The following is a 24,060-nucleotide window of genomic DNA, read 5'->3' as shown; positions in this document are numbered from 1 at the left end:
CTCGTACCGCCCACCTCTTTCGCTGGAGAGGCCCCATGCTTCGGGTGCTCATGTTCCTCGTGCCACTGGCCCTGAGCGTCTACGCGTTCATCGACTGCATCAGCACGAAGGACGAGGACATCCGGCACATGCCCAAGCCGCTGTGGGCGATCCTCGTCCTGCTGTTCCCGCTGGTCGGCTCGATCTCCTGGCTCATCGCAGGCAAGAAGCGGCAGCCCGCCGGCGCGGGCGGCTCCGCCTGGGGCCGGGGCGGCGGCCGGCAGCAGTGGGTCGCCCCGGACGACAACCCGGACTTCCTGAAGTCGCTCGACGAGGACAAGAAGCGGGAGAAGGACCGCGACGCGGACGAGGACCCCAGGACCGACTGACCCTGCCGGGCCCCGGAAACATCCGGGCGCGGCGACTGCCGGTTCCGGCCGCTGACCCTGCCGTACGCACCCCGCCACACTGAGCCACGACGTGGTGGACGGCGGGCAGGGGGCGGCGATGCGGCACGGGCCGGTCTTCCGGTGGGTGACGGCAGCGGGGCTGCTGTTGGTCGTCCTCGGGTTCGTGGTCTGGGAGACCGGCCCGGACCACCCGGAGCTGGAGCAGGTGGAGCTCACCGTTCTGGAGGAGGAGCCGGACGGCACCTGCGCGGTCCGCTGGACCGACCCGTACGGCGCGGGGCAGCGCACGGGGCCGTACCGGTGCGATCCCGACCGGCCTCCGCTGCTGAAGGACACCTCCGAGTTCGAGTGGGGCTCCCCGGGCTGGGACATCGGCCACGTGGTGGCCCAGGGCGATCTCAAGGGCGAGCTGTACGACCCGGACGTGGAGACGGCCGCCGACCGGGCGGTGGCGGTCTCCGACGCGCTGACGGTCTCCGGGGTGCTGGTCACGTTCGCCGGCCTCGTCTGCGGCGGCGTCCGGACCCTGATCAGGCTCGCCGGACTGACCGGGTGGGCCCCGCTCACCGTCCGGCGGGCGGAGCGTCTCCGCGAGGCGGCCCACGGGGTGGTCCGTGAGCACGAGCGTGCCGTGCGGGCGGTACGGGACGCGTGGCAGCCGCTGCACGACGCGCGCGTACGGGAGGAACTGGCCGCGGTGCCGGTCGGCAGGCTGCGGTGGGCGTCCGTCCCGCTCCTGCCGGTGGCGGAGCTGCAACGGCACGGCATCCGTACGGTGCGGGACGTGCTGGACGCCGGGGCGTGGGGTCTCGCGGACACGACGGGACTCGGGCGGCGCACGGCGGAGAAGGTGTGGTCGGCGGCCCGGCGCCGGGCCGCCGACGTCGCCGAGGACACCTGGGTGCGGCTGGACGCCGGCCTGACCGGACCGGACGCGGAGCGGCTGCTGACCGCGCTGCGCGTGCTGGTGCAGGCCGGTCCCGAGGCGCGGAGCGCGGTGGAGGAGGCCGGGCGGCTCATCCCCGAACTCGACCGGCATCTGCGCACCGCCCTGCCCGCCGCCGACCTGCGGCTCCTGTTCGGCACGGACCGCGACGGACGCGCGGACGCGCGGGCGGCCGTCCGCCGGCTGCGGGAGATGGTGGCGGAGGCCGAACGCTCGGGACGGTGGCTGCGGTTCCTTCAGACCTCGATCGATCTGCTCCGGGGCGGGGACGCCGATCCGCTGGCGCTGTCCGCACGGGTGGATTTCGCGTCCCGGCCCGACGCCTACCAGGAGAGGCTGTGGCACATCGTGCGGACGAGCCCGGCGCCCACCGGGTGAACGGGCTCACGCACCGCCCGGTTCGGGGTGGCCGAGCCGCCGCGCTTCTGCACCATGGTGAAAACGCCGTCAGCCGAACGAAGGGTCCGGACACCGTGGAGAGACAGTTCGACCGCGCCTGGCTGGCCACCGCGCTGGAAGAAGCGCGGGCCGGGCTGGTGGAAGGGGGCGTCCCGGTCGGGGCCGCGTTGTACGGGGCGGACGGGGCGCTGCTGGGGCGGGGGCGGAACCGGCGGGTGCAGGACGGGGATCCCTCCACGCACGCGGAGACGGCGGCCTTCCGGGCGGCGGGGCGGCAGCGGTCGTACCGGGGGACGACGATGGTGACCACGCTCTCGCCCTGCTGGTACTGCTCGGGGCTGGTGCGGCAGTTCGGGATCTCGCGGGTGGTGGTCGGGGAGTCCGTCACCTTCCACGGCGGGCACGACTGGCTGGCGGAGCACGGCGTGGAGGTCGTGGTGCTCGACGACCCGGAGTGCGTGGCGATGGTGCGGGAGTTCGTCGCCCGGAACCCCGAGCTGTGGGGCGAGGACATCGGGGAGTGAACGCGGCGGAGGCCGCCCCGGGGACTGTCGTCCGGGGCGGCCTCCGTACGGTGCGGGGCGGGGACGGTCAGAAACCGGCCGCCTGGAGCACGCCGAGGCCGACGTCGGCGTAGGAGTGCTTGCCGTTGACGAAGATGTTGACGCCGTAGTAGTTGAACAGCCAGCAGGCGAAGGCGAGCAGGGCCAGGTAGGCGGCCTTGCGGCCCTTCCAGCCGGCGGTGGCGCGGGCGTGCAGGTAGCCGGCGTAGGCGACCCAGGTGATGAAGGACCAGGTCTCCTTGGGGTCCCAGCCCCAGTAGCGGCCCCACGCGTCGCCGGCCCAGATGGCGCCCGCGATGATCGTGAACGTCCACAGCGGGAACACCGCCGCGTTGACGCGGTAGGCGAACTTGTCCAGCGAGGCCGCCGCGGGCAGCCGCTCCAGGAACGACGTGGCGAAGCTGCCCGGCTTGCCGCCGCCTGCCAGCTTGTTCTCGTACGAGTCCTTGAAGAGGTACATGACCGTCGTGAACGCGCCGACGTAGAACACCGCGCCGCACAGGATCGCCGTGGAGACGTGGATGTACAGCCAGTACGAGTGCAGGGCGGGGACCAGCTGGTCGCTGGCGGTGTACAGAACGGTGACGGCGAGACCGAGGTCGAGGAGGACCGACGTGGTGAGGAACAGGCCGAGCCAGCGCACGTTCTTCTTCAGCGCCAGCAGCAGGAGGTACACGCCCACCGCGGTCGTGGAGAAGGTGATGTTGAACTCGTACATGTTGCCCCACGGCGCCCGCTCCACGGACAGCGCGCGGGTGAGCACCCCGCCGAAGGCCAGCGCGAACGCGAGCACGGTGAGGGAGATGGCGATACGCCCGTAGAGGTCGCCCTGCTCGTCGCCGCCGTGGGCGCCCGGCCCGTCGGGCACGTCACGCGAGCCGGACGCGGCGCGGACGGTGACCTTGGGCCGCTCCAGGACGGCGGTGCCGCCGCCCTGCTTCACGGTCACGGCCGGCGCCGTGCCCGCCGCGGTCGCCTTCGGGGTGAGCGCGGCCGCCGTGCGGGCGACCTTGCTGCGGCTGCCGAAGAGCCACTCGGCGATGTACGCGAAGAAAGCGAGGGTGTAGACCGCCATCGCGGAGTAGATCAGCACATTGCTGATCTCCGCGAGGTTCTCGTTGGTCGCGGCGGCGAGAGTCACTGCTGCTCAGCCCCTTCGGCAGGCACGGCTTGAGAGTCGGTGTCGGTGGACGTGGTGGTTCCGGACGCCCCTGGCGCTCCGGGGTCTTCGGGGGGTGCGCCGTCCGGCTCCGGGGTGCCGTCCGGTTCGGGGTCCGGCACGCCCGGCGCCCGCTCGTAGAGGGTCCCGGCGAGGTCGCCGAGTTCCTCGGGCACCTTCGCGGACTCGCTGCGACCGAGGCCCGCCATCTCGACGACGGTCACGCCGTCGTCGCCGCGCACCGCGCGCACCCACACGCGGCGCCGCTGGACGAACAGGGAGGCGGCCAGGCCGCCGATCGCCGCGAGGGCGCCGCCGAGCGCCCAGCCGCCGCCCGGCTCCTGGACGACCTGGAAGCCGGCCCACTCCTTGATGTCCTTCTCGAAGGTGATCGAGCCGGCGCCGCCGGGGAGCGTCATGGTCTCGCCGGGGGTGAGCAGCTTCTTCAGCAGCTCCCCGTCGGCGTCCTTGAACTCCTTCATCTTCGTCTTGTCCATCTGGTACACGCTCTGCGGAATGCCGGAGTCGGCCTTCAGGTCGCCGTGGTAGGCGTTGAGCGCGAGCACCGGGTAGTCCAGCGCCGGGAACTGGGAGAGCATCGTGCCGCTCGCGGACCCGCCGAAAGTCGGCACGAAGAAGGCCTGGAAGCCGAGCTGTTCCTTCTTGCCCTGCGGGTTGCGGTAGCCGTCGAGGACCTTGACGACGCCGTTGGAGGTGACGTTGTTGTCGAGCGGCAGCAGCGGCACGGCGTCCTGGTAGACGATCTCGCCCTTGCCGTCGCGGACGGTCACCACGGGCGCGTAGCCGTGGCTGACGAGGTAGACCTTGGCGTCGCCGATCTCCAGCGGCTTGTTCACCTTGATGAGGGCGTTCTTCTCCTCGCCGTCCGCGCCCTCGGTGTACGTGACCTCGGTCTCGTACGTGCGCGGGGTGCCGCGGTTGGGGCCGGTGCGCTCGTACGTGCCGGTGAACTCCTTGACGTCGAAGCTGAACGGCTCCAGGTCGTCGTTGGTGAAGAGGTTGCCGGACTTGAAGTCGTCGTACTGGGTGAGCGTGTTGGAGAAGCCGTCGCCCTCGACGACGATCTTGTTGCCCTCGGACTTGAACAGCTGGCCCCAGGCGAACGCGATCAGCATGACGATCAGCGCGAGGTGGAACGCCAGGTTGCCGAGCTCGCGCAGATAGCCCTTCTCGGCGGCGACGGCGTCCCCGACGGCGTGCGCGCGGAAGCGGCGCTTCCTCAGCAGCGCGAGGGCGGCCTCGCGGACCTCCTCGGGGTCGGCCGAGGTGCGCCAGGTGGTGTGCGCGGGCAGCCGGGTCAGCCGGCGGGGCGCGCCCGGCGGGCGGCCGCGCAGCTGGCCGACGAACTGCCAGGTGCGGGGCACGATGCAGCCGATGAGGGAGACGAACAGCAGGATGTAGATCGCGGAGAACCACACCGAGCTGTAGACGTTGAAGAGGCCGAGCTTGTCGTAGACCGGCGCGAGGACGTCGTGCCGTTCGCGGAAGTCGGCGACCTGCGCCTCGTTGATGCCGGTCTGCGGGATGAGCGAGCCGGGGATCGCGGCGAGCGACAGCAGCAGCAGGAGCAGCAGCGCCACCCGCATGGAGGTGAGCTGCCGCCAGAACCAGCGGGCCCAGCCGATCACGCCGAGGGAGGGCAGGTCGGGCGAAGGGCTGTCCTCCACGGGGGCGGTGGACAGCTGGGAGCCGGCGGCGCCGAGTTCCTGGTCGTCACCGGTCTGCGTGGAGGTGTCCGTCGTGGTGTCGCTCATCGGGTCAGATCCCCACCGTGAAGCCGTTGGACCAGGTCTGCATCTCCGTCACGAGGGCGTCCCACGCGCCGGTCAGCAGCAGCACGCCGGTCACGATCATCATCGTGCCGCCGACGCGCATCACCCAGACGTAGTGCCGCTTGACCCAGCCGAAGGCTCCGAGCGCCTTGCGGAAGGCCACGGCGGCGAGCACGAAGGGCACGCCCAGTCCGAGACAGTACGCGACGGTCAGCACCGCGCCCCGTCCGGCGCTCTCCTGCTGCGCGGACAGGGTGAGCACGGAGGCGAGGGTGGGCCCGATGCAGGGGGTCCAGCCGATGCCGAAGAGGGCGCCGAGCACGGGCGCGCCGACCAGACCGGTGGCGGGGCGCTTGTGGAAGCGGAACTCCCGCTGGGTGAGCCAGGGCATCAGGCCCATGAAGAAGACGCCCATGAGGATCATGAAGACGCCGAGGATCTTGGACAGGACGCCCGACTGCTCCTGGAGGGTCTGCCCGAAGTAGCCGAAGAAGGCGCCGCCCGAGACGAACACGACGGTGAAGCCGAGGACGAACAGGGAGGCGCCGGCGACCATGCGGCCGCGCCGGGCCTCGGCGAGGTCGGTGCCGGAGACGCCGGTGACGTAGGAGAGGTAGCCGGGGACGAGCGGCAGGACGCAGGGCGAGAAGAAGGAGACGAGCCCGCCGAGCACGGCGATGGGCAGGGCCACCAGCAGGGCGCCGTTGAGCACCGTGCCGTTGTAGCCCGTCTCCGCGGCGAGCGTGTGCAGGGCCGTCACGTCACTTCTCCGCTACGACCGGTTCGAGCATCTTCCGCAGCCGTTCCTCGTCGAGGGCGGTCAGCGAGCGGGCGGCGACGCGGCCCTCCCGGTCCAGCACCAGGGTGGAGGGGATGGCCTGCGGGTTGAGCGTGCCCTTCTCGAAGCGGAGCATCAGCTTGCCCGTGGGGTCGTACAGGCTCGGGTAGGTGATGCCGAAGTCCTTCTCGAAGGCGAGCGCGGCGGTGGTGCTGCCGTCGCGGGTGTTGATGCCGACGAACTGGACGTCCTTGCCCTCGTACTCCTTCGACACCTTGGCGAAGTACTTGGCCTCCGCGCGGCACGGGTTGCACCAGGAGCCCCAGACGTTGAGGACGACGACCTTGCCCTGGTAGTCGTCCACGTCGAGCTGCTCGCCCTCGAGGGTCTCCCCGGACAGGTCGGGCGCGGCGACGCGCTCACCCTCGGGGACGGTGGAGATGCCGTCGGTGCCGGTGACGAAGCCGGTGTCGCCGCCACCGCCGGAGGTGCCCCCGTCACCGCAGGCGGTGAGGAGCAGTGCGGCCGCGGCGGCACCGGCGGCCAGGGCGGCACGGCGGCGGGCGCGCGCGGCACGGGCGGCGCGGTACGAGCTCTGCGCGGCTCGGTTCGAGCGCTGGGGGGCGCGGCTTGCGGCACTCATGTGAAAAGTTTCGCATGCCCGTTCCGGGGATCTTGCGCACCCCCCTGCGCACCCCGCCTCGGGCGGAAACCCGCATCTCAGGCGGGGTCGGCGGCCCCCGTGGACGCGCTGCCCGCGAGGTCACGGGTGAACGCCTGCCAGCCGCCGGAGGGTTCCTGGCCGACGTCCAGGGTGCGCAGCCGGTCGAGCATCTCGGGCTTCTGCACGTCGAGCCAGTCGCAGAACTGCCGGAAGGAGACGATCCTCACGTCGTCGCCCTTCTCCTTCGCCCGTGCGATGTGCTTCAGGGCCTTCTCGACGGCGTCCATGTAGATGCCGCCGTTCCACTGCTCGAAGTGGTTGCCGACGAAGAAGGGCGCCCGGTTGGTCTCGTACGCCCGCTGAAAGCCGGATATGTACGCCTGTGTCGACTGCTTCCGCCAGCCCGGGTAGTTGTGGGCCGGGGCGTTGGTGGAGTTGAGCGACTGGTTGGCGAGCATGTTGTAGTCCATCGAGAGGACCTCGAAGGAGTGTCCGGGGAAAGGTATCTGCTGGAGCGGAAGGTCCCATATGCCCTTTTTCTTGGAGGGCCAGACCTGGCGTCCGCCGGGTGAGGAGGCGTCGTAGCGCCAGCCCAGCTCACGGGCGGTGGGCAGCAGCTGGTCCTGCCCCAGCAGACAGGGCGTGCGGCCGCCGACCAGTTCCTTGTCGTAGTCGAACGGCAGGGACTCCACGTCGGTCCACCCGGAGTTGGTGCGCCACTCCTTCACGAACGACATGGCCTGTTCGATCTCGTCGCGCCACTGCTTCGGCGTCCAGGTGCCGACGCTGCCGGAGCCGGCGCAGAAGTGCCCGTTGAAGTGGGTGCCGATCTCGTGACCCTCGAGCCACGCGCGGCGCAGGTTCTTCAGCGTGTCCTTGATGTGCGCGTCGGTGAGGTAGCCGATGTCGGAGGCGCCGCGCGGGTTGTTCGGCGGGTCGTAGAGCCGCTTCTTCGACTCGGGGAGCAGATACAGCCCTGAGAGGAAGAAGGTCATGGAGGCGCCGTGCTCCTTGGCCAGGTCGAGGAAGCGCGGGAAGAGCCCGTTGCCGACCTCGCCGGCGCCGTCCCAGGAGAACACCACGAACTGCGGGGGCTTCTGACCCGGCTCCAGCGGGACGGGCCGCTCCGGCTGGTGGGGCTGCTTCCCGGTGAAGGAGGTGGAGCCGTCGCCGATCGGCCGGACCGTCGGGGTCGGCTTCGGCGAGGCGGAGCGGTCGCCGGACCCCGGGCGGGAACCGCCGGCGGGGGTCGGTCCGTCGGAGCCCTTGTGGCCGCCGCAGCCGGCCAAGGAGACGGCGGCAGCGGCCCCCGCGCCGAGCCCGAGCATTCCCCTGCGGGAGAGAGCGCGCATGGCGACCCCCTTTCGTCATGTCCCTGAGTGGTCACCCATTCAGAGGACTTGACGAAGGGGGAGGTTCCCGTCGGATGCGGAGGTTTCGCAACGAAACCCCGTGAGGGCGGCGCACCGCCCTCACACGGGTGTCACGCGCCGTAGGCCTTGCCGGCGCCCTTCGCCGGCTTGGCTCCCGCCCGCAGATGCGCGGGCACCAGGTCGAGGGCGGGCTCGCTGTAGCCCACGGAGACGATCTTGTCGCCGCGGTAGGTGAACGTGGTCAGCGACGCCAGGGTGCACTGGCGGCGGCGCGGGTCGTGCCACAGCCTGCGCTTCTCCACGTAGGACCGCACGATCCAGATCGGCAGCTGGTGGCTGACCAGCACCGCCTCGTGGCCGCGCGCCGCGTCCTTCGCCGCCTCCAGCGCGCCCGTCATGCGCACCACCTGGTCGATGTACGGCTCGCCCCAGGACGGCTTGAACGGGTTGACGACGTGCTTCCAGTTGGCCGGGCGGCGCAGCGCGCCGTCGCCGATGCCGAAGGTCTTGCCCTGGAAGACGTTCTCCGCCTCGATCAGCCGCCGGTCGGCGGCGATGTCCAGGCCGTGCGCCTTGGCGATGGGCTCGGCGGTCTCCTGCGCCCGCTCCAGCGGGGAGGCGCCGACGTGCACGATGTCGCGCGACGCGAGGTGCTCGGCGACCCGGTCGGCCATACGGCGGCCCAGCTCGGAGAGGTGGTAGCCGGGGAGGCGGCCGTAGAGGACGCCGTCCGGGTTCTCGACCTCGCCGTGCCGCATCAGATGGACGACGGTGACGTCCTCGGGCTTCTTCTCGGAGCTCACGCGGTGGCCTCCGCCGCTGCTCGGGCCGCCGCCGGGAGGGCGTCGGCGATGCGCTGGACGGCCCGCTCGTCGTGGGCCGTGGACACGAACCAGGACTCGAAGGACGACGGCGGCAGGTAGACGCCGTTCGCCAGCAGCGAGTGGAAGAACGCGGTGAAGCGGAACGACTCCTGCTTCTTGGCGTCCTCGTAGTCGCGGACCGGGTTCTCCGTGAAGAACACGGAGAACATGTTGGAGGCGTTCTGCAGGGTGTGCGCGACGCCCTCCTTGGTCAGCGCCTCGGTGACGAGCGACCGGATCCGCGCGGAGACCGCGTCCACCTTCTCGTACGCGGCGTCGTCGAGCAGCCGCAGCTGGGCGAGCCCGGCGGCCGTGGCGACCGGGTTACCGGAAAGGGTGCCCGCCTGGTAGACGGGGCCGGCCGGGGCGAGGTGCGCCATGACGTCGGCGCGCCCGCCGAACGCGGCGGCCGGGAAGCCGCCGCCCATCACCTTGCCGAAGGTCATCAGGTCGGGGCGCACGCCGTCGACGCCGTACCAGCCGGCGCGGCTGGTACGGAAGCCGGTCATGACCTCGTCGGAGATGTACAGCGCGCCGTTCGCGGCGCAGGCGTCCTTGAGGCCCTGGTTGAAGCCGGGCAGCGGCGGGACGACGCCCATGTTGCCCGGGGACGCCTCCGTGATCACGCAGGCGATCTCGCCCGGGTGCGCGGCGAACGCGGCGTGCACGGCGTCCAGGTCGTTGTACGGCAGCACGATGGTGTCGCCGGCCTGCGCGCCCGTCACACCGGGGGTGTCCGGCAGCGCGAACGTCGCCACTCCGGAGCCGGCGGAGGCGAGCAGCGCGTCCACGTGGCCGTGGTAGCAGCCGGCGAACTTGATCACCTTGCTGCGCTGCGTGAAGCCGCGGGCGAGACGGATCGCCGACATGGTGGCCTCGGTGCCGCTGGACACCAGCCGTACCTGCTCCAGCGGCTCGATCCGGGCGACCATCTCCTCGGCGAGCGCGACCTCGCCCTCACCGGGCGTGCCGAAGGAGGTGCCGCGCGCGACGGCCTCCTGGACGGCGGCGATCACCTCGGGGTGTGCGTGCCCGAGGATCATCGGACCCCATGAGCACACCAGGTCGACGTACTCCCGCCCGTCGGAGTCGGTCAGGTACGGCCCGGAGCCGGAGACCATGAACCGGGGCGTGCCGCCGACGGCGCGGAAGGCACGCACCGGTGAGTTCACACCACCGGGCGTGACGGCCGCGGCACGATCGAACAGCGCCTGCGAGGCTGGGGCTTCGTACGAATATGGCAGTTCGCTCATGACCTGCGACTTCTCCGACCTTTTCCGACGTCCCGGGTATCTCGCCGGGCTGCGGCTGCTGTGACTCGTTTCAGGGTAGGCCAGGGGCCCGCGGCGGCGTCCGCACCCCGACGACCTGCCGATCCGGGCCCCGGACCCGCCGTGATCTGCGAAACTGACCCCTGGTGCACACAGCTCGCACGGCACGGGCGGCCGGGCCCCGCGACAATCTCGCGGACGGATGGTTCACCGCACGTTTCGGCGGGCGGCCGTGGGGGAGGTCACTGTCACGATGATCGGGTTGCGCGGCGGGGGCCACGCGTCCTAGAAAAGCAGTCGGGTGGAGATATGCATCGCGGTGGCGGACTGGGCGAGGGGACCGACGACCTGGGTCCTCGACGTGCCCGGCGGGGAAGGCACCGACGCGAAGCGGAGGAAGCGGATCAGACGCGTCGTGCGCACGACGAGCCGGAGCGGATCGGCCCACTGAGCGGGGCGGGGAGCAGGAATGGTGGTCGGGTGGGGGTGACGTACAAGTACTTCGGCGCGCCGGACGGCGCCACCGCGGCCCGCGTCCCGATCTCCATGCGCCCCGAGGAGCTCGGCGGGGACGAGCTGGGCATGGGCGGCATGTTCACCAAGATCAAGCCGGAGACCATGGCCGCGATGGTGCTCACGGGCATCGAGGGCGTCCCCCTGCACAAGGTGCCGCCGCTCGAGCTGGTCGTCCTGCACCCGGACTACGCGGTCGTGAAGCTGCCCATGACGGTGGTGGACCCGCTGAGGGACATAGGCGAGGAAGCGGTCGGCGCGGCGGCCTTCATCTGGTCGACGGTCCCGGACCGCGGCGGCCCGCGCGACGCGTTCAACGTCTACCAACTGCTGCACGAGTGGCAGGACTTCTCGCACCGGCTGCACGACGCGGGGCATCAGGCGTACTGCCTGGTGTGGCCGTGAGCCGAGGTTATGTAGAGGTTTGGCGGGGTCTTCGGGTCTCGGCCCGATGAGACACCCAGCACTCCGGCCCACGAGGCAACCACCGTCTCGGCCCCGCAGCCGCGAGCACATCTGCGCCGATCACGTCTGCGCTGATCACGACCGCGCGGACAGCCTCGGGGCGATCTCGCCGCCATGCCGCACATCCTGGACGAGATGAGCAACGTCACGGGCGCCCATGCCTTCCACGTCCGCAATCTGCCCTTACTCAAAGGCCAGCGGGTCGCAGTCAGCCGCCTCAAGACCTGACGCGCTCTGGTCGGGCGGAAGCGTCAGGCCACATGAGGCGGAGCGTAACCGTGGTGCGTGATGTGGCCCTGAGCTCGGGGTGGCGGTGCACGGAATGCGAGGATGGCTGCGACAGCTCCGGGGCCGTGGGTGCGGTGGGTGAAGACGGCCATGCCGACGCCGAAGACAAAGCCGACGTGCCATCGTCCAGACGGTGGGGCGACGCAGGGTGCCCGGGTCTGGCGGATCGGGCACGCACACGTCCCTCCCTCTCAGCCATCGCCTGATCATCAGGCACGCCCGTTCGTGGCTGGCTGGATCGGGTGCATGGCAGCCAATGCGCACTTGTGTGCGCCCACGACCATGTTCGTACCGTTCCGAACCATGTCTGCACCGACGCAAGAGGTACTCGACCGCCTCAACCGACAGCTGCCGGTCCACGTCCACTCCGCTGCCACTCTCGTCACAGGGGTAGACAAGGCAGCATCTGCCATCGACCGGGAGCGCAAGAGCAAGCGCGGGGAACATGAGTCATGCGCTCGCAAACCTAATATTGCTCCGCTCCAAGGCACCGAGCGCCAAGACCTCGTGATCACGCCGTGGGACTTGCTCGGTGTCTTCGCTCGTGCCACCACCCTGGCTCGCCAAGGACGGGGGCGGGGCCTGGCCGAACACTGGCAGGCTCTGAAGTACTGCCAGGCACTTGCCGCTGGAGCCAGTGGCTACCTCGCGCTCACCGAGGAGGGGCAGATCCCGGAACTCTCCTATAGAGGTATGCAGGCGCGGGAACTGGGCAGAGCGCTGGGGCTGGCCGTCGCGGAACGAACTGTGCGGAACCGTTTCCCGGACCGCCTGATCTCGGTCCTGGACGCCGAGGTCGTACTGCTGGCGGGATTCGCGCGTTCCGGTCCACGCCCGACCTTGGGCGCTCGACCACGTCCCGACTTCTTCATCGAAGCCTGGCAGCCCGGAGAGGCCTCTCGGATCTTCGTCGTGACCGTCAACGGCAATCATCAAGTCGCCACTAAGCGCACCAGCAAGTCTGATCGCTCCGCGTTCAAACAACTCGCGAGGGCCACCGAGCGCGCCGAGCAGTTCCACCTCGCCGAGTGGAACACCACGCCCTGCCTCCTGATGTCCACGGAACTGCTGGCAAAGGAGGGCATCACGGTCAACGCCTTACAGGCGCCGGGAAACGGGCTGCTGCCCGCCAGGCCGCCCACGGGGCGTGGGTGCGCAGACGCGACGTTGTCGAAGCGAAACCCTCCCTACGCCGGAGCCGTCACGGTGCCCGCTCATGACGGCCGCAAGGAACGAGTACAGGACGGGTTCCTCATCCCGCGCAAAGACCTCGGCTGGTTCGGTCAGTTACTGGCGCGAACAGCGGCTGCCGGTCAGCTCGCATTGTCCGGCGCAAGCGAGGAGGTAGCTCAGTACTTGACCGACGAACAAGGACGCAAGCACTACGAGCAGCGCACCTTCGCCGGCTCTTCGAGCGTCCGAGACGCATGGCACAAGATCGGCCCTACGCGATTCGTAGGAACGGATCAGGTTTTCCGACTCGGAGGAATACGGGTGGAGGCGTTCTCCGGTATGGATCAAGAGTTGTACCAGCTCCTGGTGGACAGCGAGGTCGAGGCGTACAGGCAGCTGGTGTACAGGAAGCGCCTCACCTACCCGACCGACACCACGGCCCCGGAGTGGGGTCCCGTCTCCTTCGGTGACGACGGCACAGTCGTAGCACTGCGCATACTGCCCCCGGGCTGAGCCAGGTAAAATCCCCGACCTGAAAAGTCGCCGTGAGCCCCGGATCAGCCCAACACCACCGCCATACCTGCGGCAGGTTGAGCGACTGGGGCCCGACAGCAATATCACCGGCCACCGGGCCTCATCGACTCGGAGACCACGCATCATGGGGCATGGAAGCCCTCGTCAACAGCGGGATCTGCGCCCAGGGCTGCAAGACGTTCGCGGCGTTCGCGGCTCATTGTGAAGTCACCGAGCCGCGACGCATATATGGCAGCCCATACCGCTGTGTCCGCGTCGCGGCCGCGGACGATTCCACCCGCGGGTCCTCCCTCTTGGGGTTGGGGACCTTCGGTCATGCGCCCGCCCTTGTCCCATCGTCCGGACGGCGACGAGCGACGGTTGCCGGCGTTGGGCGTTGTGCTGAAGTATTGAGGTTGCGGCCACGACCTCGATCTGTGGGTGCACCCGTAGAAGGCGGAGCGACGGGCACCGTCGCCGCGAGATCATTCAACGTGGCATTCACCACCGGCCAGCACATGTCGAGCGTGTCACGATTCGGGCTGTGTCCGGTCTGTTTCTCCGCCAAGGGATGAACGAGATTCCTGCACTGCCGGATGAGCTCCGAGGCCAGTTTGGCATCGTGCTCGATCCACTTACTCTCGTACGCAAAATCCAGGAAGTCTTTCAATCCCATGTTCCGCATCGGCTTCGGCATGCGTACGCCTGTAGTGCGCGTCTGTGCGGCATGCGCGAGCACTCCCTCCAGGAGGCTCCCGAGCATGATGACCGCCGACGTATAGGCGCCGTGCTCGTAACAGATGCGCGCCTCGTCCAGCCGGAGTTGCACAGTGGCAGCCAGTTCCGGATCGTTCACCACCTCGCTGATGGAGACCTTCAGCTCGACCCGCCGTAGCTGCCGCTCCTCGTGCTCAAAACCGGCTTGGCAGGGGATGAGGACCGGCTGGCCTCTTTCCTCCTCGATCCGGCGACCGTCAAGCACGAGAATCTCGTTGAGGCGCTTCAGCGTGGCGCGGTACTCCTGTTGCTGGTTGTAGTACTCAAGGCGATTCGCCAAACGCAGGATTGCGCGTTCAGCATCGTCTGTTCCGTCCTCCTGACGCTCCTTGAGGAGTTCCCTAGCCCACTTGTATCTTGGTGTGCCGTCGTACTCTGGAACGTCGTCCCAGCCCGCACGCTGGAAGAAGGCGGCTATCTCGTACCCCTTCCGGTAAAGCAGTGGCGTCTCGTCCCCGCAGATCAGGTGGGCAATCTCCGTCAGCGTGCTGTCATCGAAGATCTCGTTCACATCAGGCCCCTTCGAGAGAGACGGACGCATCCTCATCGAGCATGGCGTCGAGTTCATCGGTGGTGAGGTCGGCGTCGTCCATCTCGATCGGGGCCCAAATGCTCCCCGAGTCGCCCTGGGCCTCCTCGGTGACTCCGGGCCGGATCCCCAGAGCGTCAAGGCGCTTCCACAACGGGGTCAGCGAATCTTCGGGAGACAGGGCGAACTCGCTGCTGCGTATACGCCAGAACTGCCAGCCTGCCCGGCGCAGTTCCCGCTCCCGCTCGTAGTCGTCACGGATCTGGTCAGAGGTGGAGTGATACGGGCTGCCGTCACACTCCACGGCGAGGCGGCCCGTCTCTCCAACGACGACGAGATCGATGCGTTTGCCGCTGACTTTCCACTGAGGGACGACGTGGTAGCCACGTTCCTTGATCCTGCGGAAGACCCGCTGCTCGAAGAGCGAGTCGAACGGCTCGCACTGCTCATCGGGTGAAACGGCGGAAAGGCCGGGAGAGGTGCCCTGAAGTTCCGGCGGCGCCTGCATGTAGGTGAGCAGGGAGTGACGCAGGTCCCTACTGCGCAGCTGGTCCGGTGTGACGGAGGTGAACAGCCACATCTGGTCGCGGGCCCGGCTGGCAGCCACGTTGAACCGTCTTCCGTCGCCCTGGCCGGTCAGGGCCCGGGTGTTGTCGGCGTCGACGACCAGCGAGAGCAGGATGACGTCCCGTTCGTCCCCCTGGAACTGTTCGGCCGTGCCGACACGTATGTTGTGCCGCTCCTGGATCGTGGAGTCGATCTGCGTGTCGATGAGACTCTCCAAGAGCCTTGTCTGGTGTCCGGAACGGAGCACGATGACCCCGAAACTCCGTTTCGCATATGCTTCGTCCTCCGCGAGTTCTTGCAACTTGGCGACGATGCGTTCGGCCTCGGGCTTGTTGACCAGGGTCTCTCGCCGTCCCTCACAGTGACCTTCATGCACATGAACGACTTCGAGGGGCCGCAGTCGGTCCGCTCCGTACTGCCGCAGCGGCACGAGTTCGTTGTCGGGATAGAACTGGGCGGAGGACCACTTGATGATCTCCGGCATGCACCGGAAGTGCTCGGTGAGCCTGATCGTCTCGCTGAAGCGCGCAGACAGCAGGTCGTAGAGGTTGGACTTGGGGCTGAGTCCGTCCCGCTGCCAGTCGGTGAGATGGGGCAGGAGTGAGTCGAGGAGTTCGTTGAGCCGCTCGTGCTTGCCGCCTGTGTAAAACGGGACACACTGCTTGTCGTCACCCACGACGATGATCCTCGGAGCGAGCCACAGCAGCATCAGACCGTCCAGACCGACCTGGCTCGCCTCATCCACAATGACGACGTCGAAGGCGTCCGGTTCGGGATCGATCATTTCGGCCACCTGTTTGATCGGCATGACCCATGCCGGGACCGCGGCACGCGCGTCACGCATCGCGGAACGGGCGGCCTTCAGGTGCCGCTTGCCGAGTGCCGTCATTCCCTTGCCTGCGTTCGCCGTGGCCGACGCGTAGGCACTCAGCGCCTGTTTCTGTCCGGCCGTCATCCGGTCCAGGCAGTGATACAGCGCTCGGTCGGCCGCTAGTTGAGTCACCGTTCTCCTCAACTGCGTTTCGACTGCCACCAATTCGCCGTCTAGCTTGGCTTCCCTGCCAGGTGTCAGCATCGTGTCCTGGAAGGTACGCGCTCGCCGCCATGCCCAGGCCCCATCCAGGTCTACAAGGCGGGTCTCCCACGCCGCCTCGGTCGGGGACTCGGCGAAGCGCCGTGCCAGTTCGGGGTGGTCCTCGGACAGGCGGTCCAGGAGTTTGCGGGCCTCCCGGCGATCAGCCTCACGGTGGAATGCCTCGGTCAGCGAATCGATCGCGGACGTGTACGCCTGTGGATCACGGTCGGTGACAGCCCGGTGTACCTCTGCCAGTTCGGCCACTCCGCGGGCATCGGGTCGCGGCAGCTGCTCGGAGATGGACCGCAGCCTCTCCTCCGCCTCACGGGCACGGAGCAGCCGTTCCGCACCGTTCGCCGACGTACGCACGTCGTCCCACTGTTGTGCCGTCCGCACCGTGGCCTTGATCCGGGCCTTAAGTAGGACTTCGTGCAGCGTACGCACGGATTGGGTGAACCCGTCCACCGCGCGGAGCGTCGGCACCCGGTCCAGCAGCTCCGACAGAGCCACCTGCGTGGAGCCTTCGGCCTCGGGCGCGTCGACGCTCTTCCAGCGCTCGTTCAGCTGCCGAACGCACTGGCGTGCCGCCAGATGAGCCACCAACGCGGAGATCTCGTCCGGTGTGCTGGGCAGCCTCCCATCCACCCGGCAGTCCTGCAGAAGGACTTGGGCCTCCTTCTGGACTGGCCTGGGGGCGAACTTGCGCAGCTTGCCGCCTGCACGCAAGTACCGTTCGAGATCCTTCCCGGCGGCGATGAGACGTGATTCCTCGGCAAGCGCCACGTCGGGTACGTCGAGCACGGTGAAGAGCATGTGCTGAAGCACGCTTTGCACGTCCTCGGCACGGGCGGACGCCTGCCGCACTCCCTCCCACAGCTGCTGCCGCCGGCCTGCCATTCCGTCCTGCAAGGCGCGCGTGGTCCACTCCTCGGGCGGCCAGGCGGCAGGATCACCCGGCAGTCCCTCGCTCTGCAGCGCGTGTTCCGCTGCGTCCAGCAGACCGACCAGTGTCGCGATCAGCTCATCTCCGCGGTCTGCGAGTTCGAGGGCAAGTGTGTCGGACGCCGACGCAGCACAGGCACGTACAGCGGCGTCCAGGGCGTTGACCGCTTCTTCGAACAGCACGGGTGCGATGAAATCCGCGGGGTCCGGGCAGCGGGCGGCATACTCGTCCAGCACGCCGGCCCCGTGCCGGGACACCAGGCCCAGCAGGCGCTGGGCCTCGTCCTGGGTCAGTGACGGTTCGCGCGGTGCCGAGGCGGGCAGAGCGGGCATCCAGTCGTACTTCGGTGCACCGGCAGCGACCGTCTCCACAATCTCCGCGAGCCGCCCCTTGTATCCGGGTGCCACGTCGAGGTGTTCGTACCACTCCGCCTCACGTATGGCGCGCAGTTCGTCACGAAGCCGCGCGCGGGTGTCCGACAGTTCCGAGCGCAGCGCCTCATGGCTCTTGATCCTTACCTCGAGACGCTCCGTCGACTGGGTGGCACTGAGCTGGGAAAGCGCGCGCACGGACTGTTCCAGGTCGTCGCTGCCGTCCTGGCGCCGGTCGCCCTGGAGGACGCACAGGTTGCGAAGCTCGGGCGGCAATTGCTGCCGCAGGACCTTCAGAGCCTGGCCCTTCTCACTCGTCACGAGCACCCGCTTGCCGTCCGCCAGCAAGGCGCACACGAGGTTGGCGATGGTGTGCGTCTTTCCCGTGCCTGGCGGTCCCTGAACCACGACGCCGGTATCGGTCTGTAGGCGCCTCAGCACCTCCCGCTGGGCTTCGTTCGACAGCAGCGGAAACAGCGGGTCAGGGCCAAGGGCGGGCGGCACGTCACGGCTCCCCGCCGCCGTACCCCACACCCTGCGGTCCTCCGCTTCCAGCTGGTACAGCAGCTGAGCCAAGCCCAGCGGAGCCATGGCACCGGGCTGAGCGAGGCGGTTCGCGATGCCGTCGTAGAAGTTTACGAGGGCACCCTGGCCCCTCTGGCGGAGAATGATCGCCGGCGCGAACCCAAGTGTGGGCACCGGCAGCGCGAGGTCTGCGGATGGGCGGCCCCAGCCACGGTGGAACGCCACCGCGCGATCCGTGCCGAACGCCCTCTCCGACCAGTCGCCGAGCACGTCCTGGGAGTCACGGGACAGCGGATGGAATCCTTCTGTATCGATACGGTCCCGCAGCGGGCTCAGCAGACGGGTGCTGTAGCCCGCGTCCGCGTCGAGAAATTCGCTGTCCTCCATCCGCGCCGGGTCGCCGGGGGCGAGGGCGACGGTGATGGACATGTTCGTGGGATTCACGGTGAGTATCAGCGGCGCCGTCAAAATGTGCCGGGCGATGCGCGCCGACGGACGTGCGGCTCCAACGGTCAGCAATCCGGCGCCCAGTACCGCCTCGTATTCCTCGCCGTCCTGCTGAATCCTGGTCGCCATTCGGTACAGCTGCTGATGGAGTTCCCTATAAGGACGGTCGATGCGCTCTTTCTCCGACCACTTGCGCCACGCGTCGAGCCACCGTGTGTAGGCGCGCAGCACGTCGTGCGCTTCCTCCCGGCGAATCTCGGAAACTTCGAACAGGTCTCCGTTTTCGTCCTCTTGCCAACCCTGCCCCGGTCCCGATTCGGCCAACGGTGGCACTTCGGGCGATGCGGTGGCGGCGGCTTCGGGATCGACCCATCCCACCAGCGCCTCGGGCAGGACAGGAGCCGGGCGGGACGGGCGGTGCGCCACCTTAAGCAGCGTCCGGTCGCCATCCGGGTTCCGCCGGAGCCTGTCGTCCGGAATGTCGGAAAGCCAGAGGACCTCCGGGTATTTCTGCCAGTCCCGCACCGGCTTGTATGACCCGCGAACAAATTCGCGCATGTATTCGATAAGTTGGCGCGTGCGGTGGACCGCCTCCGGATGGTTCGCACGGAGTGCAGAGTGAAGAGACACCTATCCCCCCAGATCATGGCTCAACGGAAAGCCTTCCAGGATGTGGGAGAGAAGCGCGGCCTTCAACAAGGACTGGCGAGTAATGACGTAAACCAGCCACAATCCGCGGAAATTGGCTGTAACCCAGCCAACCGTTCAAGGGCGAACCCACGTGCGGCGATCACGTGCCGCCATGTGCACCAACTCGACCTTGTCCGGTCCCCAGCCAGCCTTGAGGTGCTTGAACGTTGCGATGTCGCGCTCCTGAAGGACACGCACGTCGTGAAGCGACGGCACGACCTGCAGCTCTGCCACCGCAACGAAGGCAAGCACCGGCTGAACCTCGACGGGAAAGCCACACGCACGCGTCAGCGCGCTCGATGCCCGACGCGCCTCGGCTCGACTCTTCCGCACGTAGGGGTACGACTGGCCGCCTATCCGAACCGAGTCGTCGCCCACCCACACACGCGCACCGCGGTGGCACTTCGTGTTGACGCAAAAGGCTCCGCCCGGACCGATCAGGACGTGGTCGATGTCGACATCGCCTGCCAGGGGTATGGAATGCAGTACTCGCCAGCCTCGCCACGCCACCCTCTCCAACTCCACCCCCACCCGGCGCTCACCGGCCAGTCCGGTGCGCCAGCTGTCCACCTCCAGACGCCTACCGGACATCCTGGCCAACACCCACCGCCAGAAGCCGGGTGCCAGTTCGTCCACCTTCGTCTGCAGCGCGTCTCCTGGGCGGTTCCCCACAAGGTCGTCTTCAGAGCGCAGTGCCTTGTGCACTACCGGCAAAGAAGAAGTAGCAAGGTAGGGAGCGAGGGCGTCGAGTACCGCGTCCCGCTGCTCCTCGACCAGAAGCTCCAGAGACCCCGTGCGGCGGTCGAGCCAGGCGACCTTCGTGCCGTCCTGCTGATTCACGTAGAGACGGTCATGTCCGTAACGTTTCCACACAGAGACCCGTAATCCGCTCACGCGTCCCCCGTTTCGCATCCCACCAAAAGACCAATGACCATGTGACCAGGGTCAGAAGCAGTGAGCAAGACGGCCTCATGTATGCGCCGGGCAGGCGTGCGCTTCCCAGCCGACTCTGCAGCCAGGACAGGGCACATCCAGGGCACATGAGCCCGGGAAACGGCGTTGACCCGTGAGAACTACCGAGAGGAGTTCCCGCAGGTCAACGCACATATGACCAAGAAGCCCGAGGTCAGCACCGCACCCCTCCCACTCGCTGCACGAGTGGCAGGACTTCTCGCACCGGCTGCACGACGCGGGGCATCAGGCGTACTGCCTGGTGTGGCCGTGAGCTGGGGTTTCGTGAGGGGCGGGCGGGGTCTTCGGGCCTCGCCCTTTTACTTGCCGCCCAAGTCGGCCGGCGCGCCGTTTCCGGGGCCGCCTGACATCAGTGCCTTGGCGTAAGCAAAGACACGGCAGTGGGCTCACGGCAGGGCCCGGCCCCGGAATCGCCGTCTGGGTTGTCTATCGTCTTCCGGTGCGAACAATCGTGGTGCCCGTCCGCGGAGCGGAGGGCCTGTTGTGGTGACGCGCCGGTGGCCGCGTCTCAAGCATCCGGCGCAGGTGGTCGTGGCAGGCTTCGCCACGGCTGTCGCGGTCGGTACCGGTCTGCTGATGCTGCCGGTCGCCAAGGCAGGACCCGGCGGCGCGGGCGTGGTGGACGCGTTGTTCACCTCCACGTCCGCGGTGTGTGTGACCGGTCTGATCGTGGTCGACACCCCCGGCTACTGGAGCGGATTCGGGCAGGCGGTGATCCTGGCGCTCATCCAGGTGGGCGGCTTCGGCATCATGACCTTCGCCTCCCTGCTGGTGCTGCTGGTCTCCCACCGCTTCGGCCTGAAAGCACGCCTGACGGCCGCCGCGGAGACCAAGACCCTGGGGCTCGGTGACGTCCGCTCGGTCGTGACCGGTGTGGTCAAGGTGAGCCTGCTGCTGGAGGCCGTCACCGCCCTGGTGCTGACCCTGCGGTTCGCCACCGCGTACGACGAGCCGTGGCCGCGGGCGGTGTGGCTGGGCGTCTTCCACGCCGTCTCGGCCTTCAACAACGCCGGATTCGCCCTGTACTCCGACAGTCTCATCGGCTTCGCCACCGACCCCTGGATCTGCCTGCCCGTCGCGCTGGCGGTCATCGCCGGCGGACTGGGCTTCCCGGTGCTGTTCGAGCTCCGCCGCCGCTGGAGCCGGCCGGGGTCCTGGTCCCTGCACACCAAGATCGTGCTGTGGGCCTCCGGGATCTTCCTGGTCGGCGGCAGCGCCTTCGTCACCGTGATCGAATGGTCCAACCCGGCCACCCTGGGCCCCATGGACGCTCCCGGGAAGCTGCTGGCCGGGTTCTTCCAGGGGGTCATGCCGCGCACCGCCGGGTTCAACAGCGTCGACACCTCCCAGATGAATCCGGCCAGCTGGCTGGGCACCGACGTGCTGATGTTCGTCGGCGGAGCCAGCGCCGGCACCGCCGGCGGCATCAAGGTCACCACCTTCGCCGTACTGTTCTTCGTCATATACGCCGAGATCCGTGGCGAGGGCGCGGTCAACATCTTCCACCGCCGCCTGCACGGTGACCTCCAGCGCCAGGCGCTGACCGTCGTGCTGCTGTCCGTGGCCGCCGTGGCCGTCTCCACGCTGGCCTTCGTGGTCTTCACCGACCACAGCCTGGACCAGTCACTGTTCGAGACCACCTCCGCGTTCGCCACCGTCGGCCTGTCCACCGGCATCACCGCCGGCCTGCATCCCGGCCTGCAACTGCTGCTGGTCGCGCTGATGTTCATCGGCCGGCTCGGCCCCATCACCGTCGCGTCCGCGCTCGCCCTGCGTGCCCGCGTCCGCCTGTACGACCTTCCCGAGGAGCGACCCGTCATTGGCTAGGAAACCCAGCCCCAAGAAGCGGCGCGGCGGCACGGAGGGCTCCGTCGTCGTGATCGGCCTGGGCCGCTTCGGCCGCGCCCTGGCCCTGGAACTCGCCGACGAGGACACCGAAGTCCTCGGCATCGACGAGAACACCGAAGTCGTCCAGGCCCTCTCCGGCTCCCTCACCCACGTGGTGCGGGCCGACTCCACCAAGGAGGACGCGCTCCGCCAGCTCGGCGTCCACGAGTTCGACCGCGCCGTCGTCGCCATCGGCAGCGACCTGGAGGCCAGCATCCTCACCGCCTCGCTGCTGATCTCCTTCGGCATCGAGAACGTCTGGGCCAAGGCCATCAGCGAAGCCCACGGCCGCATCCTCACCCAGCTCGGCGTCCACCACGTCGTCTACCCCGAGCACGACATGGGCCAGCGCGTCGCCCACCTCGTACGGGGCCGCATGCTCGACTACATCGAGTTCGAGGACGACTTCGCCATGGTCAAGACCAAGCCGCCGGCCGACATCATCGGCCTCCCTCTGTCCGACAGCGCCGTCCGCACCCGTTACGGCATCACCGTCGTCGCCATCAAACGTCCCGGCGAAGGCTTCACCTACGCCACCGCCGACACCGTCGTGGAAGCGGACGACACCGTCATCGTCGCCGGACGCACGCGAGCGACCGAGCGCTTCAGTGAGCTCCAGTAGGACCGGCCGGCGCCGGTCGACGGCCGGCCGATCCTTCCGGCGGTCGCTCAGGTTCGCAGACCCCCCCTCCGCACGTCGCGCTGCGTGGAGGGCAGCGCGCGCGGTCGCGGAACGGCCGGGGCAGCAGCGGTACTGCCTGGTGCGGCCGTGACCTCGACGGGTCGACGTGGTGGGGCGGGTTCTCCGAACCAGCCCCTTCTTCGTGTTCAGCCGTACCGCGTGAACAGGGCGTCCAGGTAGTCCTCCAGGCGGCCGACGAGGGCCTCCGGGGTCAGGTCCGCGCGGCCGAGGTCACGCCAGGGGACCGCGACCTTCTCCGCGTCGCCGTAGCCCAGGGTGTCCAGGAGGCGCCAGTAGAGGTGGGTGAGGGCGTCCGGGGCGAGGGTGCCGCCGGCGGTGGTGTAGCGGTCGCCGAAGTCCATGCCGGCCTGGGCGCCGTGCAGCAGGGCGAGAGCGGTCGAGCAGTGCGCCACGTCCAGGTCGGCCGGACCCCAGGAGGTCTCCACCCAGTCGACGACACCGCTGATGCGCGGGGCGTCGTCGGGGCCGGTGAAGAGGACGTTGCCCGGGTGGAAGTCCCGGTGCAGGAAGCGGCCCTCGTACGGCGGCGGTTCGCGGCGGATGACGTCGGCGGCCCGGCGCCACAGCTCGGGGCGACGGGTGGCCGCGGGCGGTGTCACCCGGTCCGGGGAGGCCCATGCCTGGTAGACGCGCGGGCGCTGGGGCGCGGGCACGGGCAGGCGGTGGACGCGGACGAGGAGGCGGGCCAGCTCGTCGGCCCGGGTGTCCGCGTTCTCGTCGTGCAGGCGGACGGTTCCCGGGAGCCGGGTCATCAGCAGGGACGGGTGGTCGCAGTGCCGGGCGGTCGCGTCCACCGCGACGAGCGTGGCCGCCGGGACGTCAGTCGGGGCGAGCAGGCGCAGGATGTCCGCCTCGCGGGTCAGCAGGCCCTCGGCGTGCCGCACGAAGAACGGCTTGACGAAGGAACGCAGCACGAGGGAACGGGCGCCGTCCGGGCCGGTGACGTCCAGGCGGCGCATCCGGGAGGTCCAGCCGCCGCGCAGCCGGTCCACGCGCTCGATGCGCTCCCCGGCGGACAGGGTCTGCTCCACCCAGGCGCGGGTGGAGGCCCAGGAGTGGCCGGTGTCTTCGGTCGCGTCCTCGGTGATGGCCCCCATGCCGAGCAGCATAGGGACGCGGGGTGACGGTCGGCCGGGAAAACGGATCACGCGGTCGTTCGGCTCGTCCGGCTCGCGAGGGGGAGACGGCGCTGCCTGACGCCGGTACCGCGGTCGGCCCGGGGGGCGTGGTCGGCCCGGGGGGCGTGGTCGGTCGGGGGGCGTGATCGGCCCGGAGGGGGCGTGGTCGGTCCGGGGGGCGTAGTCGGTCGGGGGGCGTGGTTGGTCGGGGGCGTGATCGGCCCGGAGGGGGCGTGGTCGGTCCGGGGGGCGTAGTCGGTCGGGGGGCGTGGTTGGTCGGGGGGCGTGGTTGGTCGGGGGGCGTGA

The 24,060-nt window shown here is 69.0% G+C and carries 18 protein-coding genes; 7 read left to right on the top strand and 11 right to left on the bottom strand.

The genetic code is table 11. The features are described from left to right. Positions 1 to 35 precede the first annotated feature (35 nt). The 3 genes from MTR79_RS02365 to MTR79_RS02355 all read left to right on the top strand — a co-directional run bounded on the left by MTR79_RS02365 (position 36) and on the right by MTR79_RS02355 (position 2,258). Positions 36 to 368, top strand: a complete 333-nt coding sequence (locus tag MTR79_RS02365; RefSeq protein WP_048459591.1) for a PLD nuclease N-terminal domain-containing protein — start codon at positions 36 to 38, stop codon at positions 366 to 368. Positions 369 to 459: 91 nt separating this feature from the next. Continuing rightward, positions 460 to 1,713, top strand: a complete 1,254-nt coding sequence (locus tag MTR79_RS02360; RefSeq protein WP_244788976.1) for a hypothetical protein — start codon at positions 460 to 462, stop codon at positions 1,711 to 1,713. A 95-nt stretch (positions 1,714 to 1,808) separates the two neighbouring features. Then, positions 1,809 to 2,258, top strand: a complete 450-nt coding sequence (locus MTR79_RS02355) for a nucleoside deaminase (protein WP_244788974.1) — start codon at positions 1,809 to 1,811, stop codon at positions 2,256 to 2,258. Between the two features lie 67 nt (positions 2,259 to 2,325). On the opposite strand, the gene ccsB is transcribed toward MTR79_RS02355, so the two are convergent. The 7 genes from ccsB to hemL form a co-directional block, all read right to left on the bottom strand. Continuing rightward, complete coding sequence (gene ccsB, locus MTR79_RS02350; protein ID WP_048459589.1) at positions 2,326 to 3,438, bottom strand: c-type cytochrome biogenesis protein CcsB; 1,113 nt, start codon at positions 3,436 to 3,438, stop codon at positions 2,326 to 2,328. Next, positions 3,435 to 5,231 (bottom strand): cytochrome c biogenesis protein ResB, encoded by a 1,797-nt coding sequence (locus MTR79_RS02345; RefSeq protein ID WP_244788972.1) that lies wholly within the window; start codon positions 5,229 to 5,231, stop codon positions 3,435 to 3,437. The genes ccsB and MTR79_RS02345 overlap by 4 nt, the downstream gene beginning before the upstream one ends. A 4-nt stretch (positions 5,232 to 5,235) precedes the next feature. Then, positions 5,236 to 6,009, bottom strand: a complete 774-nt coding sequence (locus tag MTR79_RS02340; protein ID WP_086705309.1) for a cytochrome c biogenesis protein CcdA — start codon at positions 6,007 to 6,009, stop codon at positions 5,236 to 5,238. A gap of 1 nt (position 6,010) precedes the next feature. Beyond that, positions 6,011 to 6,670 carry a TlpA disulfide reductase family protein gene (locus MTR79_RS02335; protein WP_086705308.1) on the bottom strand — a complete coding sequence of 220 codons (660 nt, stop codon included), beginning with the start codon at positions 6,668 to 6,670 and terminating at the stop codon, positions 6,011 to 6,013. Between the two features lie 77 nt (positions 6,671 to 6,747). Beyond that, positions 6,748 to 8,019 carry a hypothetical protein gene (locus tag MTR79_RS02330; protein ID WP_244793035.1) on the bottom strand — a complete coding sequence of 424 codons (1,272 nt, stop codon included), beginning with the start codon at positions 8,017 to 8,019 and terminating at the stop codon, positions 6,748 to 6,750. Between the two features lie 155 nt (positions 8,020 to 8,174). Then, on the bottom strand, positions 8,175 to 8,822 hold the full coding sequence (locus MTR79_RS02325; protein WP_048459676.1) for a histidine phosphatase family protein: 648 nt from the start codon (positions 8,820 to 8,822) through the stop codon (positions 8,175 to 8,177). A gap of 41 nt (positions 8,823 to 8,863) precedes the next feature. Beyond that, positions 8,864 to 10,180: a glutamate-1-semialdehyde 2,1-aminomutase gene (gene hemL, locus MTR79_RS02320; RefSeq protein ID WP_086705306.1), complete on the bottom strand. Its 1,317-nt coding sequence runs from the start codon at positions 10,178 to 10,180 to the stop codon at positions 8,864 to 8,866. A 498-nt stretch (positions 10,181 to 10,678) separates the two neighbouring features. Between hemL and MTR79_RS02315 the strand changes: the two genes are divergently transcribed. Then, positions 10,679 to 11,116, top strand: a complete 438-nt coding sequence (locus MTR79_RS02315) for a hypothetical protein (RefSeq protein WP_033272597.1) — start codon at positions 10,679 to 10,681, stop codon at positions 11,114 to 11,116. A gap of 651 nt (positions 11,117 to 11,767) precedes the next feature. Next, entirely contained in the window at positions 11,768 to 13,150 is a 1,383-nt protein-coding gene (locus MTR79_RS02310; RefSeq protein ID WP_244788970.1) for a hypothetical protein, read from the top strand. Between the two features lie 334 nt (positions 13,151 to 13,484). Here MTR79_RS02310 and MTR79_RS02305 read toward each other — a convergent pair whose 3' ends face one another. The 3 genes from MTR79_RS02305 to MTR79_RS02295 form a co-directional block, all read right to left on the bottom strand. Next, positions 13,485 to 14,438, bottom strand: a complete 954-nt coding sequence (locus MTR79_RS02305) for a hypothetical protein (protein WP_244788968.1) — start codon at positions 14,436 to 14,438, stop codon at positions 13,485 to 13,487. Position 14,439: 1 nt separating this feature from the next. Further along, entirely contained in the window at positions 14,440 to 18,942 is a 4,503-nt protein-coding gene (locus MTR79_RS02300; protein ID WP_244788965.1) for an AAA domain-containing protein, read from the bottom strand. Between the two features lie 207 nt (positions 18,943 to 19,149). After that, positions 19,150 to 19,914 carry a nuclease-related domain-containing protein gene (locus MTR79_RS02295; RefSeq protein WP_244788963.1) on the bottom strand — a complete coding sequence of 255 codons (765 nt, stop codon included), beginning with the start codon at positions 19,912 to 19,914 and terminating at the stop codon, positions 19,150 to 19,152. 657 nt (positions 19,915 to 20,571) lie between these two features. On the opposite strand from MTR79_RS02295, the gene MTR79_RS02290 reads away from it, so the two are divergent. Next, positions 20,572 to 21,873 (top strand): potassium transporter TrkG, encoded by a 1,302-nt coding sequence (locus MTR79_RS02290; protein ID WP_244793033.1) that lies wholly within the window; start codon positions 20,572 to 20,574, stop codon positions 21,871 to 21,873. Further along, positions 21,866 to 22,555: a TrkA family potassium uptake protein gene (locus MTR79_RS02285; protein WP_244788961.1), complete on the top strand. Its 690-nt coding sequence runs from the start codon at positions 21,866 to 21,868 to the stop codon at positions 22,553 to 22,555. Before MTR79_RS02290 ends, MTR79_RS02285 begins: the two co-directional genes overlap by 8 nt. A gap of 206 nt (positions 22,556 to 22,761) precedes the next feature. Here the strand turns inward: MTR79_RS02285 and MTR79_RS02280 are convergent, their stop codons facing one another. Next, positions 22,762 to 23,733, bottom strand: a complete 972-nt coding sequence (locus MTR79_RS02280; protein WP_244788959.1) for a phosphotransferase — start codon at positions 23,731 to 23,733, stop codon at positions 22,762 to 22,764. Positions 23,734 to 24,060 lie beyond the last annotated feature (327 nt).

It is taken from the genome of Streptomyces sp. BJ20 (assembly GCF_022869105.1).
GTDB lineage: Bacteria > Actinomycetota > Actinomycetes > Streptomycetales > Streptomycetaceae > Streptomyces > Streptomyces griseoincarnatus.
This window is presented reverse-complemented; position numbering and strand designations above follow the sequence as displayed.

Excerpts from the sequence above, each read along its gene's own strand:
- MTR79_RS02365 (WP_048459591.1), top strand. The coding sequence starts at position 36 with ATGCTTCGGGTGCTCATGTTCCTCGTGCCACTGGCCCTGAGCGTCTAC.
- MTR79_RS02345 (WP_244788972.1), bottom strand. The coding sequence starts at position 5,231 with ATGAGCGACACCACGACGGACACCTCCACGCAGACCGGTGACGACCAG.
- MTR79_RS02335 (WP_086705308.1), bottom strand. The coding sequence starts at position 6,670 with ATGAGTGCCGCAAGCCGCGCCCCCCAGCGCTCGAACCGAGCCGCGCAG.
- MTR79_RS02330 (WP_244793035.1), bottom strand. The coding sequence starts at position 8,019 with ATGCTCGGGCTCGGCGCGGGGGCCGCTGCCGCCGTCTCCTTGGCCGGC.
- MTR79_RS02325 (WP_048459676.1), bottom strand. The coding sequence starts at position 8,822 with ATGCGGCACGGCGAGGTCGAGAACCCGGACGGCGTCCTCTACGGCCGC.
- hemL (WP_086705306.1), bottom strand. The coding sequence starts at position 10,180 with ATGAGCGAACTGCCATATTCGTACGAAGCCCCAGCCTCGCAGGCGCTG.
- MTR79_RS02310 (WP_244788970.1), top strand. The coding sequence starts at position 11,768 with ATGTCTGCACCGACGCAAGAGGTACTCGACCGCCTCAACCGACAGCTG.
- MTR79_RS02300 (WP_244788965.1), bottom strand. The coding sequence starts at position 18,942 with ATGCGCGAATTTGTTCGCGGGTCATACAAGCCGGTGCGGGACTGGCAG.
- MTR79_RS02280 (WP_244788959.1), bottom strand. The coding sequence starts at position 23,733 with ATGGGGGCCATCACCGAGGACGCGACCGAAGACACCGGCCACTCCTGG.